Consider the following 12,558-nt stretch of genomic DNA (forward strand, 5'->3'; position numbering starts at 1 on the left):
GGGAAACAAATGTGCTGTAGGTGACTGGAATGTTCCCCACAGCGGGGGTTGTGGCCACGGCTCTCGGGGGTGCTCAGCGGTTCCGGCTGGCGTTGTCCGCGCGCCGGAGCTCTCGATCCGGCCGTGACTTGCGGCCGAGTACCCCTAGGCGGTCAGCCCGGCCTGGGCGTCCAGTGCCTGAAGCAGGTCGTGCGCGGCCAGTTCCACGGACTTGTGGCGCCACTCGGCCGCTCGGTAGACGCAGGCGATCAGTGCAGTGCGGTGGATCCGGCGGAAATCGCCGAGCACGAAGGCGTAGCGGGCCTTGGTCTCGTCGCCGGCGCCCTCGGTCAGTCCGAGGTGCCAGGCGGCGTACTCCGCCCAGCTGTGCTTGTCCAGGAACGCGTTCTGGTCGTCCGCCCGGGGCTGCACCTCACCCCAGTCGCTGTCCAGCACGTACTGCCGCGCCTCGATCAGACGCTGCGCCAGCTCGACTGCCGCCGGGTTTACCTCGTACTTGGCCATACGTCCAGTGTCACGGGTGGGCGCTGGCGCGCCAGCGGTTCGGGCCCGGGTAAATGGAGTGGCGGGCGTTGCGCCAGTACGTGGCCCAGTTGCTTGGGCGCTCGGGCTCTGCGGTGGCGGACGGAGCGGCGGCGCGGGCCGCGACGACGGCGACCAGGGCCGCGAGTTCCTCCGGCGTCGGATCGCCCTTGACCACCCGCAGTACCTGCTCGGTCATCGAGCACTCCTTTCTCGTTACGTCCGAAGAAGTGTGGCCTAAAGGCCTCGGATCTTCGGACGTAAGCGCCGCTCTAGAGGGGGATGTTGCCGTGCTTCTTGGGTGGGAGGGTGTCGCGCTTGGTGCGGAGCAGACGCAGGCCGCGGACGATCTCGGCGCGGGTCTCGCTCGGCTTGACGACGGCGTCGATGTAGCCGCGCTCGGCCGCGATGTACGGGTTCGCCAGGTGGTCCTCGTACTCCGTGATCAGCTGTTGCCGGCGGGACTCCGGGTCCTCGGCGCCGGCCAGTTCGCGCCGGTACAGGATGTTCACCGCGCCCTGTGCGCCCATCACCGCGATCTGCGCCGTCGGCCAGGCGATGTTCATGTCCGCGCCCAGGTGCTTCGACCCCATCACGTCGTACGCGCCGCCGTAAGCCTTGCGGGTGATCACGGTGATCATCGGCACGGTCGCCTCGGCGTAGGCGTAGATCAGCTTGGCGCCGCGGCGGATGATGCCGTTCCACTCCTGGTCGGTGCCGGGCAGGAAGCCCGGTACGTCGACGAAGGTCAGGATCGGCACGTTGAACGCGTCGCAGGTGCGGACGAACCGGGCCGCCTTCTCGGACGCGTCGATGTCCAGGGTGCCGGCGTACTGCATCGGCTGGTTCGCGACCACGCCGACCGGGCGGCCCTCGACCCGGCCGAAGCCGACGATGATGTTCGGCGCGAACAGCGTCTGCACCTCGAGGAACTCGCCGTCGTCGATCACCGCCTCGATCGCGGTGTGCATGTCGTACGGCTGGTTCGGCGAGTCCGGGATCAGCGTGTCCAGGGCCAGGTCGGTCTCGGTCAGCTCCAGGTCGGCCGGGGCGTCGTACACCGGCGGGTCCTCGAGGTTGTTCTGCGGGAGGTGACCGACCAGGGCCTTCACCCACTCGATCGCGTCCTCCTCGTCGCTGCCGAGGTAGTGCGCGTTGCCGGACTTGGTGTTGTGCGTCCGGGCGCCGCCGAGCTCCTCCTGGCTGACGTCCTCGCCGGTGACGGTCTTGATCACGTCCGGGCCGGTGATGAACATGTACGACGACTCGTCCACCATCACGGTGAAGTCGGTGACCGCGGGGGAGTAGACCGCGCCGCCGGCACACGGGCCCATGATCAGGGAGATCTGCGGGATCACGCCCGAGGCACGGACGTTGCGGCGGAAGATCTCGCCGTACAGGCCGAGGCTGACCACGCCCTCCTGGATCCGCGCGCCGCCGGAGTCGTTGATGCCGATCAGCGGGCAGCCGATCTTGGTGGCCAGGTCCATCACCTTGACGATCTTCTCGCCGAAGACCTCGCCCAGGCTGCCGCCGAAGACGGTGAAGTCCTGCGCGAACACGCACACCTGGCGGCCGTCGATGGTGCCGAACCCGGTCACCACGCCGTCGCCGTACGGGCGGTTGCCGTCCAGGCCGAAGCTCGTCGAGCGGTGCCTGGCGAACTCGTCCAACTCGGAGAAGGAGCCCTCGTCCAGCAGCAGGGCGATCCGCTCCCGGGCGGTCTTCTTCCCGCGGGTGTGCTGCTTCTCCACCGCGCGCTCCGACCCGGCGTGGACGGCCTCGTCGAGCCGGTGCTCGAGGTCCGCGATCTTCCCGGCGGTGGTGTGGATGTTCACGGTCTCTCCCATAAGCGGGCAGCCTAACTGTCCGGTAGCCGTTCGCGGGCTGTGACGTCCACCGCAACGGTCCCGCTGAACCGGGTCACCGGTAGGTTTCCGGCGTGGCGGACGCGAATGTCGTGAACCTCATTCGCAGTATCAACCACCTCGTCGTCGAGGACACCGGCACCAGGTCACTCGCGACCGGCGACCGGGTCGTGGCACGTGTCACGTGGTCCGATCAGAGGCGGCTCGGCCCGCTCGCAGCCGGCCTCGACATCCCGGCCCGGCCGGCCCCGGCGCCTGGAGCGCCCGACCCGCGGCCGGAGATCCGCGCGGCGCTGACCGAGGTGGTTGCCGGGTGCGCGGGTGTGCTCGAACCCCGGGAACCGGTCGTGGAGACGGCGTACGACTACGACAGCTGACCGAGCGAACCTGCTGGGTGCCACCATTGGCGGGTGGAGTACGCCGAGTTCGACGCCGAACGTCGCCGGATCGTCCATGCGTGGGGGCGTGAGATCACCGACCCGGCGCAACTGGCCGCGGCTGTCGAGCGGTTGCGTGAGCAGGCGGCGACCGTACCCGGTGACGCGGACCGCGACCGTGCGATGCGCTACCTGACGACGCTGGACGACCTGGTCTCCGAGGCCGGGGAGCCGGAGAGCGAGCCGGTCCGGCGGGCTTCGGGCGTACTGCTGCAGGCGTCCGGGCCGGAGGGTACGCCGGCCGAGCGACGGGCTCGTGCCGAGGCCGCAATGGCCGAGATCACGCGGATCGCCGCCGCGGCCCCGACCGCCGCCGAGCGTGACGCGGTGCTGGAGATGAACGAGTCGCTGGCCGCGATCGTGGCCTCGGCGGACGCCAGGTTCGCCACTGATCCGGCGATGGCGCCGGCGGGCCGGATCGGTGCTCCGAGCACAACCCCGGCGTCTCGCACCGCCGGCTCGTCCGGGCCGAACCTGTCGGCCCGTGACCGCTGACCGTGCCGATCGAGGTCGGCACTCGCTGATGGTTCATCAAACGGATGAGAGAATAGCCGGATGGAGTACGGGGACTTCGACGTCGAGCGCCGCCGGATCGTTCGCGCCTGGGGAAGCGAGCTCACGGATCCGGACGAGCTGGCCGCGGCCGTCGAATGGCTGCGTGAACAGGCGGCGACCGTAGCGGACGACGCCGACCGGGCGAAGGCGATCCGCTACCTGACGACGCTCGACGACCTGGTCACCGAAGCCCGGACCCCGGAGAGCGAGGCGGTCCGGCGGGCTTCCGACGTACTGCTGGAGGCATCGCGGCCGGACGGTACGCCGGCCGAGCGCCGCGCTCGTGCGAAGGCCGGGATGGCCGAGATCGCCCGGATCGCGGGCGCCGCTCCGACCGTCGGCGAGCGCGACGCCGCCCTGGAGATGAACGAGACCCTGGTTCAGATCATCACGATGATCGACCTGGGGTCCGGGGTGGACTGAGATGGCGGAGCGGATGGTCCGCAGCGCCGACAGCGAGGTCCCTGATCTCGGCAACGGGCTCTGGGAACGTGTCCGGGACGCGGTCTCGGCCGAGTCGGGCTCGCGTACGTCGCTCTGGAACGGGACGCTGAACTACACCACCGAGGAGACCTACCGCGGTGCGGCGTACCCCAATGGGAAGGTGGAGCTCAACCGGGAACTGGTGGTCGAGCCGCTGCAGCAGATGTATGCGACGAGGGGGCAGCCGGCCACCGAGCAGCAGTGGATCGAGCGCCGGAACGCGCTGAAGACGGTCGCGCACGAGTTCAACCATCTGGCCGGCCCGGAGGGTTTCACCCACGCCCGCTGGAATGCCGACCTGGGGCCGATGGAGTTCAGGCCGCTCGAGGAAGGCGTCACCGAGGCCTGGAGCCAGGGCCAGCTCGACCAGATCGCCGACCGCGTGCTGCCGCCGGACCTGGCTGCTCAGGTGAAGGCGGTCCGCGGGCCGCATTCGTACCCCGCGTACGAACCGGCAGCGCGCGCGTTCGCCGACCAGGTCGGCGCCGAGGCCAACCTGTCCGGCAACGAGGTGCTGAGCCGGATGGCCGGCCAGCCCCCGAGGTCGAAGGCGCGTGCGGCGGCCGACGTGCTGTTCGACCACTCGGATCTGCCCAAGCTGGTCCCCGCGGATCAGGAGGAGGCGGTCCGCCAGCAGCTCGCCACTCAGATCGACCGGGGTTTCGCGGACCTGCAGTCCATGAATACGAGCACCGCCCCCAACCTCCGATCCATCTCCCGCACCCGCGGCCTCGAAATCGCCGACGCCGCCTCAGACACCGTCCGAAGCACCGAGAACCACTACCGCGCCCTCCTGGAACAGCAGCAAACCCAGCAACTCCAAACCGCCCGGCAACAATCCGCCACCCGCGAACAACCAACCCTGCAGTTGCCCCGCCTACAACAGCCAGGCCAACAAGCCGCCCCCCAGCACCCCGGCCAGCAGGCGGTCCCTCAACAGCAACCTGGCCAGCAGCGGCAGTTCCCGATACTGCAACCGCAGCAGGCGCCAACCCAACCGCTGCGACCACCGCAACCGCACCAGCCGCACCAGCCGGCCCAGCCGCAGCCGTGGCAACAAGCCCCCAGGCATCAGCAGCCCCAGCCACCCCAGCACCAGCCACAACAACCGGCGCCGGGCCAGTACCGGCCACAGCAGCAGGCGCCTGGGCAGTATCAGCCACAGCAACAGCCGTCCGCCTGGCAGCAGCCCACGCAGGTTCCGCCGCGCCCGCAATACCCGCCTCGGCAGCCGCAACAACAGGCGCCGGGCCAGTACCAGCCACAGCAGCAGGCGCCTAGGCAGTATCAGCCACAGCAACAGCCCTCGGCCTGGCAGCAGCCCACGCAGGTTCCGCCGCGTCCGCAGTACCCGCCTCGGCAGCCGCAACAACAGGCGCCGGGCCAGTACGGGCCACAGCAGCAGATGCCTGGGCAGTATCAGCCACAGCAACAGCCGTCCGCCTGGCAGCAGCCCATGCAGGCTTCGCCGCAGCCGCAAGCCCAGCAGTACTCGCAGCAAGCGCATCCGCCGCAACCGCAGGTGCAACGGCATCCGCAGCAGCCGCAGTGGCAGCAGCCGCCTGGGCAGTACCAGCCTCAGCAGGCCGCAACGCCGCAGCCTCCGCGGCCGCATGAGTCTTGGCAGCAGCCGCAGAGCCAGCAGGCTTGGCAGCAGCCGCAGAGCCAGCAGGCTTGGCAGCAGCCGCAGAGCCCGCAGCAGCCGCATCCCCAGCAGTACCCGCAACAGCCGCAGTGGCAGCAGACGCCGGGGCAGTACCAGCCACAGCAGCAGTCGCCGGCGCAGCCTCCGCGACCGCAGCAGCCTTGGCAACAGCCGCAGACCCAGCAGCCTCAGCAGCCGCAGTCCCCGCAGCAGCAATACCCGCCGCAGCCGCACGGACAGCAGCATGCGGCTGGGCAGTACCGGCCTCAGCAGGCGCAAGCTCCGCGATCGCAGGCGCAGCAGGTGTGGTGGCAGCAACCGCAGTCCCCGCAGCAACCGCAGTCCCCGCAGCAACCGCAAGCCGGGCAGCCGCAGTACCCGCAGTACCTGCAGCAGCCGCAGTCGCCGCAGTACCCGCAGCAGGCTCAGCAGCAGCCGTGGTACCCGCAGGCGGGGCAGTCGGGTTCGACTGGGCGGGGGAATGGGGGGCGGGCGTCCGATCAGGATGTGGCGGCGTTGCGGGCTGTGCTTGATCATCAGGCGCCTGCTGCCGGGGCCGCGCGAGTACCTCAGGGGCAGGCGACCGCGGCCCGACGCGGCGGGGCTCATGCGACGGAGCAGTCGACCGCCCGCACCACCGACGTCCCGAGCAGGTGACCCCAGGCGGTGGAAAGCCGGGGGAGACCGGTCAGGCCGGACCGACGGCGAAGAGCTTGGTGAGGCGGGCGGCCAGGGCCAGGTCGCCGCGGACCGAGAGGCGCTGTTTGAGGACCGCGAGGACCGGGTCCTCGTTGCCGGTGACGACGCGCAGCAGCGTGGCGGGGTCGGTGCGGATGGAGATGTCCGCGGCCTCCGGCTGATCGGCGAGCACCGTGCAGCGGCCGTCGCGGATCCGGATCCACAGTTCGTCCACCTCGTCCGGCCGACCGTCCCCGCCCGCCCCCGTGATCTGCCAGGCGACCACAGCGTCGAACCCGGCTGCACGGGCGGGTCGGAGGTACTCCGGCATCCGGCGAAAGATCTCGCGCAACGCGACCTCTCGCACACCCCCGATGAGCCGATGCCGAAGCTCCCGCTCCGAGGTCCGGTCGACCAACCGGGCCAGCTCACTCGCGTCCAGGGTGGTGAGACCTTCGGACTCGAGCCAGCCGGCACTGCCTCGCTCGGCCATTGCGACCACCCCCGGGCAGTTCCTACCAGACCGTAGGAATTTCCTACGATCTGGTAGGTTTGTCAAGTGGTCGGGGACTCCGAGAAGCGCCGCCGGGCGGCGCATCTCGGCCCGGAGCGCCGGCGCCCGATGATCCTGGACGCCGCCCTCGAGGTGTTCTCCGCGAACGGCTACTCCGGTACGACGATGCAGTCGGTGGCGGACGCGGCCGGCGTCACCAAACCCGTCGTCTACGACAGCTTCGCGAACCGCGACGAGCTGCTGCTGGCCCTGCTCGCCCGGGAAGAGCAGCATCTGGTCGCCTCGATCGTCTCCGCGCTTCCTGCCGACCCGAGTGTGGGCACCCCCGAGGAGCACGTCCTCGACGGCCTGACCGCCTTCCTCACCACCGCGGCGAAGAACCCGCAGTCCTGGCGGATCGTCTTCGGAGCCCAGTACGGCGCCGCGCCCGCGGTGGCCGAGCGCGTCCGGGCCGCCCGTGCGTTCCTGGTCGAGGGTCTGCGGCTGACCCTGCTGCAGTCCCTGCCCGGCGTCACCGACCCGGATGCGAACCTGCCGGTCCTGGCCGAGTTGCTCGCCTCGATGACCGAGGCCTGCGCCCGGATGCTCGTCGTCGACGGCACCGAGCGCACCCCGGTTGAACTGGCCAAGGTCGTCTCCCAGGTCGTCGGCGGCGGCTTCGGCAACGTCTGATCGCCGAGTGGGGAGAATCCTGCACCCGATTCGGGCACACCCGATTCGGGCAGGGATCCTCCCCAGCCCCGCCGTACTGTGCAGTAGCTGAGCGCACGGTCACGATCGGGCTTCCAGCTGGCGGACTCTGCGGCGATGACGGGTCCGCCCCGATAGGGTGGGCGAACGTGACCGAGACCGGTAGTGAGACCCGTACCCGCGCGCGGTTCGAGGTGCCCGAAGAACTTCGGGCCGACGTCCGCCTGCTCGGCGAGCTTCTCGGCAAGGTGCTGGTCGAGTACGCCGGACAGCCGCTGCTCGACGACGTCGAGAAGCTCCGGGAGCTGACCATCGCCGGCGACGGGGCGGCGGCCGAGCAGCTCGTCGCCTCCTGGCCGCACGAGCGGGCCGAGGACGTCGCGCGCGCGTTCACCTGCTACTTCCACCTGACCAACCTCAGCGAGGAGCTGCACCGCGCCCGGGTGCTGCGCGCGCGGGACCGGTCCGGCGACGCCCCCGCCGTGTCCGAGCTGGCCCAGGCGGTCGAGCAGATCGCCACCGACAGCGGCGAGCAGCAGGCCCGCGCGCTGCTCAACGGGCTCGAGTTCCGCCCGGTGCTGACCGCGCACCCGACCGAGGCCCGGCGCCGCGCGGTGCTGGCGACGATCCGGCGCATCTCGTCGCTGCTGGACGAGCGCGGCGACCCGCGGACCGGCGACAGCGAGCTGGCGGAGAACCGCCGCCGCCTGATCGAGCAGGTCGACATCCTCTGGCGTACGTCGCAGCTCCGCACCAGCCGGCCGTCGCCGCTGGACGAGGTCCGGTCCGCGATGGCTGTGTTCGAGGAGACGCTCTTCGATGTCGTCGGCAACGTCTACCGGCGGCTGGACGACGCGCTGGCCGGCGACGCCGCCGGGGTGAAGCAGCCGGTGGTGGCGCCGTTCGTCCGGCTCGGCTCGTGGATCGGCGGCGACCGCGACGGCAACCCGAACGTCACCGCCGCGATCACCCGCGAGGCCATGCAGATCCAGGCCGACCACGTCCTGCGCGCTCTCGAACAGGCCACGGAAGTCCTCGGCCGGGCGCTCACCCTGGACGCGGCGACCACTCCGCCGTCCGCACCGGTCCGCCGCATCCTCGAGGACGCGCGGGCGGTCAACCCGGAGCTGATCGCGGACATCGAGGCCCGTTCGCCCGCTGAGCCGCACCGGCAGCTCCTGCTCCTCGCCGCGCGCCGGCTCGCCGCGACCCGGGCTCGCGACGCGGACTTCGGCTACCCGCGGGCTTCCGACTTCCTCCACGAGCTCAAGGTCCTCCAGGACTCCCTGGTGACCGCAGGTGCACTACGCCAGGCGTACGGCGAGCTCCAGCAGCTCATCTGGCAGGTGAACTCGTTCGGCTTCCATCTGGCCGAGCTGGAGGTCCGTCAGCACTCCTCGGTCCACACCAAGGCGCTAGAAGAGGTGCTCGGCGGCGGCGAGCTGTCGGACCAGACCGAGGAGGTGCTGGCGACGCTGCGGGTGATCGGTCAGATCCAGCAGCGCTTCGGCCCGGAGGCCTGCCGTCGGTACGTCGTTTCGTTCACACGCAACGCCGGTGACCTCGCAGCCGTCTACGAGTTGGCGGATGCCGCACTGGACGGGCGTCCGATCGAACTGGACGTCGTACCGCTGTTCGAAACCGGTGAAGACTTGCAGAACTCGGTGGAGGTGCTGGACAACGCGATCCAGCTCACCCGGGTCCGGCACCGGCTCACCGCCAACGACCGGCGCTTCGAGGTCATGCTCGGGTACTCCGACTCCGCCAAGGACGTCGGTCCCGTGTCGGCGACGCTGGCCCTGTACGACGCTCAGGCGCGGATCACTGCGTGGGCACAGCGCAATGCGATCCGGCTGACCCTGTTCCACGGTCGGGGTGGCGCCCTGGGTCGCGGCGGTGGCCCGGCGAACCGCGCCGTACTGGCTCAGGCTCCTGGGTCGGTGGCCGGGCGGTTCAAGCTCACCGAGCAGGGTGAGGCGATCCCGGCGCGCTATGGCAACGCGGCGATCGCACAGCGGCACATCGAGCAGGTGACCGCGGCGACCTTGCTGGCGTCCACGCCGGCTGTCGAGGAGCGGGCTGCCGCGGCGGCCGATCGGTTCTCCGTGGTGGAGAAGACCCTCGACGAGGCCGCGCGTACGGCGTACCACCGGTTGGTGAAGGCGGATGGCTTCGCGGAGTGGTTCGGCCGGGTGACTCCGCTGGAGGAGCTCGGTCAGCTGCCGCTCGGGTCGCGGCCCGCCCGGCGTGGGGTGGCGGTGTCCTCGCTGGAGGACCTGCGCGCGATCCCGTGGGTGTTCGCCTGGTCGCAGGCCCGTGTGAACGCCCCCGGCTGGTACGGCCTCGGCTCGGCGCTCTCGGCTGTCGGGGATGTCGCCGTACTGCGAGACGCCAACCAGAACTGGCCGCTGTTCCAGGTGATGCTGGAGAACGCCGAGATGTCGCTGGCGAAGACGGACCGGCGCATCCTGAGCCGCTATCTGGAGTTGGGCGATCGGCCGGACCTGTCGCAGTTGATGCTCGACGAGCACGCACTCACCACGGAGTGGGTGCTCAAGGTGCTCGACCAGGACCGGCTGCTGGCTGGGCGGCGCGTGCTGGGCCGAGCCGTCGAGCTGCGGAACCCGTACGTCGACGCTCTCAGCTACCTGCAGTTGCGGGCGCTCCGGACGCTGCGCACCGATGACTCGGTGGACGAGGAGCAGATCGTCCGCCAGCGGCGGCTGCTGTTGCTGACCGTCTCGGGTGTCGCCGCCGGCCTGCAGAACACCGGCTGATGTTCAGCGACCTGGACCGGCCGCCACTCGACGCACGGTTCCTGCGAGGGCGGCTGGTACGTCCCGGCTCGCTGTGGACGCAGATCGACGTACTCGCGGAGACACCGTCGACCAATGCGGTCGTGGCGGCTGCGGCGGCTGACGGGGCGGCCGAGGGGTTGGTGGTGGCTGCTGAGTTGCAGTCATCCGGTCGCGGGCGGCTGGGGCGGACGTGGACCACTCCGGCGCGCTCTGCCCTGCTGATGTCCGCGTTGCTGCGTCCGACAACTGTGGCTGCGGCCCGGTGGCCGTGGCTGGGTCTCCTGGTCCCGTTGGCGGTGGCCGCCGCCGTACGGCAGGTGGGGGAGATCCCGGCTCTCGTGAAGTGGCCGAACGACGTACTTGTCGAGGACCGGAAGCTGGCGGGCATTCTGCTCGAGCGCGTGGAGGGGCCGGCCGCTGTGGTCGGTATCGGCCTCAACGTGACCCTGCGCGAGGCCGAGAAGCCACATCCTGCGGCGACCTCGCTGGCCCTCGAGAAGGCGGCCACGACCGATCGGGCCACTGTGCTGAGCGCCGTACTGCGGGAGCTCGCCACGCGCTACCTCACGTGGGTCGAGGCGGACGGTGACCCGGCCACGATCCTCCCGGAGTACCGCGAGCTGTCCGCCACGCTGGGCCGGGCCGTTCGGGTAGAGCTGCCCGACGGCACCTTCCTCGAAGGCACTGCCCGCGACCTGGCCGACGACGGCCGGCTGATCGTCGACACCGCCGACGGTCCGCGCCTGTTGGCGGCGGGCGACGTGACCCACCTACGCGCGTCCTGACACCGCACCGATCGTCCGCCCGTGGTCGGGGCGGTAGTCGACGACGATCCGGTTGCCGGCCCGGACCGAGCCGGCGGACAGCACCTTGAGGTAGGCCCCGACCCGGCCCGTCGCCACGAACCGATGGTGGAACTTCGGGATGCCCATCCGGGCCGCCAGATTCCCGCACGGCGTGCGCGGGCTCCGGACCTCGACCAGGATGCCGGTCTTCGGTCCGCCGATCCGCCAGCGTTCGCCGATCAGGGCGTTGGTGATGTCCAGGCCGCGGGTGGTCAGATTCTCGCCGAACAGCCCCGGTGTGATGTCGCGGTCCAGCTCGGTCGACCACCAGGCGGCGTCCTCCTCGGCGTACGCGTAGAGCGCTTTGTCCGGCCCGCCGTGGAACCGGGTGTCGCACTGCCGGTCGCCGGTCAGGCCGAGCTCGTCGACGGCGACCAGGCCGCTCACCGGGCGCTTGTCGATCGCGGTCCAGCGGGTCGGTCCGCGGATGAGTTCGTGGACGACGTTGACCGCGACCAGCCGGGCGGACATCAGGTTGTCCGGGTGATCCAGCGGATGGGGTCGCCGCTGTCGAGGTCGTCGCAGCCGGCGTCGTGCAGAGCACCGGCGACGAGAGTACGGCGGTACGACGCGAACGTGATGACGTGCGCGATCATCGCGCCGGCGGTGTAGACCTCGACCGATTCGCCGGGGCAGACGATGAGTTCGTCGAGACGGTTCTGGGCGCAGAGCTCACCGACCTCGGCCGCGAACGCCGGGCCGACCTCGTCGAGGCGTCGCCGCATGCTCTGGACACTTTCGCCTTGCTCCACAGAGAAGTCATACTCCTGCCCGGCAAGCGCCGCGTGCCACATTCCCAGCTGACCGATCAGGCGGGACAGCAGCGAGCGCAGGGTCGGGTCGGCGTCGATGCCCTCGACGGAGATCTCGATCCGAGTGTCCAGTTGGTCGTCGGTCAGCGTCGACGCCTGGTCGCACATCTGGCCGAGCAGCCAGACGTGGTGGTCGACCATCGTGCGGAGAAGATCCATGGAGGTCACCTTGTCCCTGGCCGGCACCCGCAGGCCGTTCGGTGGGTGGAAGTGGATGCCACTCGGCGCGTCGATCCGGATCCGGTCCGGACGACCCCGCCAGGCCGCCGGCGCGACGCCGTACGCCCGGCTGAAGGCGCGCGTGAACGCCTCGTGGGATCCGTACCCGGCCTCGACCGCGACGTCGAGGATGTGGCCCGGCGCGGTCAGCAGCCGGTACGCGGACCGCTCCAGCAGGATCCGGCGCCGGAACGCGCCCGGTCGCTCGCCCGCCGCGGCCGTCACCACCCGGTCGAGCTGCGACCGGGACAACTGGACCCGGGCGGCCAGATCGATCCCGGTCGCCTCGTGATCGTCCAGCGCATCCGCCAGCACGTCGACGAAGGCGGCGAACACGTCACTCATAGGACCATCGTGCCGCCGCCCGGCTCGCCGTACTTGATCGTTTTCGCCTAACTGGTGAAGATCTTCGCCGCGGTGATGAGGGTTTCGATGACGCCGTACCCGAGGAGGACGGCGACGAGGAGCCAGGAGATCACCAGGCGTACGGAC

At 70.5% G+C, this 12,558-nt stretch carries 13 protein-coding genes; 7 read left to right on the forward strand and 6 right to left on the reverse strand.

Translation table 11 applies throughout. The features are described 5' to 3' along the window. Nucleotides 1–144 precede the first annotated feature (144 nt). From OG558_RS18435 to OG558_RS18445, 3 genes are all read right to left on the reverse strand, one after another. On the reverse strand, nucleotides 145–504 hold the full coding sequence (locus tag OG558_RS18435) for a hypothetical protein (RefSeq protein WP_405071352.1): 360 nt from the start codon (nucleotides 502–504) through the stop codon (nucleotides 145–147). A 10-nt stretch (nucleotides 505–514) separates the two neighbouring features. Further along, nucleotides 515–721: an acyl-CoA carboxylase subunit epsilon gene (locus OG558_RS18440; RefSeq protein ID WP_405071353.1), complete on the reverse strand. Its 207-nt coding sequence runs from the start codon at nucleotides 719–721 to the stop codon at nucleotides 515–517. Nucleotides 722–794: 73 nt separating this feature from the next. Continuing rightward, nucleotides 795–2,372 (reverse strand): acyl-CoA carboxylase subunit beta, encoded by a 1,578-nt coding sequence (locus OG558_RS18445; protein ID WP_329484572.1) that lies wholly within the window; start codon nucleotides 2,370–2,372, stop codon nucleotides 795–797. Nucleotides 2,373–2,464: 92 nt separating this feature from the next. Between OG558_RS18445 and OG558_RS18450 the strand changes: the two genes are divergently transcribed. From OG558_RS18450 to OG558_RS18465, 4 genes are read left to right on the forward strand one after another with little or no spacing between them, the layout of a single operon-like run. Then, complete coding sequence (locus OG558_RS18450) at nucleotides 2,465–2,767, forward strand: hypothetical protein (protein WP_405071354.1); 303 nt, start codon at nucleotides 2,465–2,467, stop codon at nucleotides 2,765–2,767. Nucleotides 2,768–2,800: 33 nt separating this feature from the next. Next, the gene (locus OG558_RS18455; protein WP_405071355.1) at nucleotides 2,801–3,322 is read left to right on the forward strand and encodes a hypothetical protein; all 522 of its coding nucleotides are present in this window, start codon (nucleotides 2,801–2,803) and stop codon (nucleotides 3,320–3,322) included. 60 nt (nucleotides 3,323–3,382) lie between these two features. Continuing rightward, nucleotides 3,383–3,805 (forward strand): hypothetical protein, encoded by a 423-nt coding sequence (locus OG558_RS18460; RefSeq protein ID WP_405071356.1) that lies wholly within the window; start codon nucleotides 3,383–3,385, stop codon nucleotides 3,803–3,805. 1 nt (nucleotide 3,806) lies between these two features. After that, on the forward strand, nucleotides 3,807–6,167 hold the full coding sequence (locus OG558_RS18465) for a hypothetical protein (protein WP_405071357.1): 2,361 nt from the start codon (nucleotides 3,807–3,809) through the stop codon (nucleotides 6,165–6,167). A gap of 31 nt (nucleotides 6,168–6,198) precedes the next feature. Here OG558_RS18465 and OG558_RS18470 read toward each other — a convergent pair whose 3' ends face one another. Then, on the reverse strand, nucleotides 6,199–6,681 hold the full coding sequence (locus OG558_RS18470) for an SCP2 sterol-binding domain-containing protein (protein WP_405071358.1): 483 nt from the start codon (nucleotides 6,679–6,681) through the stop codon (nucleotides 6,199–6,201). Nucleotides 6,682–6,747: 66 nt separating this feature from the next. On the opposite strand from OG558_RS18470, the gene OG558_RS18475 reads away from it, so the two are divergent. The 3 genes from OG558_RS18475 (at nucleotide 6,748) to OG558_RS18485 (ending at nucleotide 10,975) form a co-directional block, all read left to right on the forward strand. Next, complete coding sequence (locus OG558_RS18475; RefSeq protein WP_405071359.1) at nucleotides 6,748–7,374, forward strand: TetR/AcrR family transcriptional regulator; 627 nt, start codon at nucleotides 6,748–6,750, stop codon at nucleotides 7,372–7,374. A gap of 167 nt (nucleotides 7,375–7,541) precedes the next feature. Beyond that, nucleotides 7,542–10,169: a phosphoenolpyruvate carboxylase gene (locus OG558_RS18480; RefSeq protein ID WP_329484580.1), complete on the forward strand. Its 2,628-nt coding sequence runs from the start codon at nucleotides 7,542–7,544 to the stop codon at nucleotides 10,167–10,169. Further along, on the forward strand, nucleotides 10,169–10,975 hold the full coding sequence (locus tag OG558_RS18485; protein WP_405071360.1) for a biotin--[acetyl-CoA-carboxylase] ligase: 807 nt from the start codon (nucleotides 10,169–10,171) through the stop codon (nucleotides 10,973–10,975). The genes OG558_RS18480 and OG558_RS18485 overlap by 1 nt, the downstream gene beginning before the upstream one ends. On the opposite strand, the gene OG558_RS18490 is transcribed toward OG558_RS18485, so the two are convergent. Both OG558_RS18490 and OG558_RS18495 read right to left on the reverse strand, forming a co-directional pair. Continuing rightward, on the reverse strand, nucleotides 10,961–11,506 hold the full coding sequence (locus OG558_RS18490; protein ID WP_405071361.1) for an MOSC domain-containing protein: 546 nt from the start codon (nucleotides 11,504–11,506) through the stop codon (nucleotides 10,961–10,963). The two genes, OG558_RS18485 and OG558_RS18490, sit on opposite strands and share 15 nt — an antisense overlap. Beyond that, nucleotides 11,506–12,411: a helix-turn-helix domain-containing protein gene (locus tag OG558_RS18495; protein ID WP_405071362.1), complete on the reverse strand. Its 906-nt coding sequence runs from the start codon at nucleotides 12,409–12,411 to the stop codon at nucleotides 11,506–11,508. The genes OG558_RS18490 and OG558_RS18495 overlap by 1 nt, the downstream gene beginning before the upstream one ends. Nucleotides 12,412–12,558: the final 147 nt, after the last annotated feature.

The sequence above is a fragment of the Kribbella sp. NBC_01510 genome, from assembly GCF_045040325.1.
GTDB lineage: Bacteria > Actinomycetota > Actinomycetes > Propionibacteriales > Kribbellaceae > Kribbella.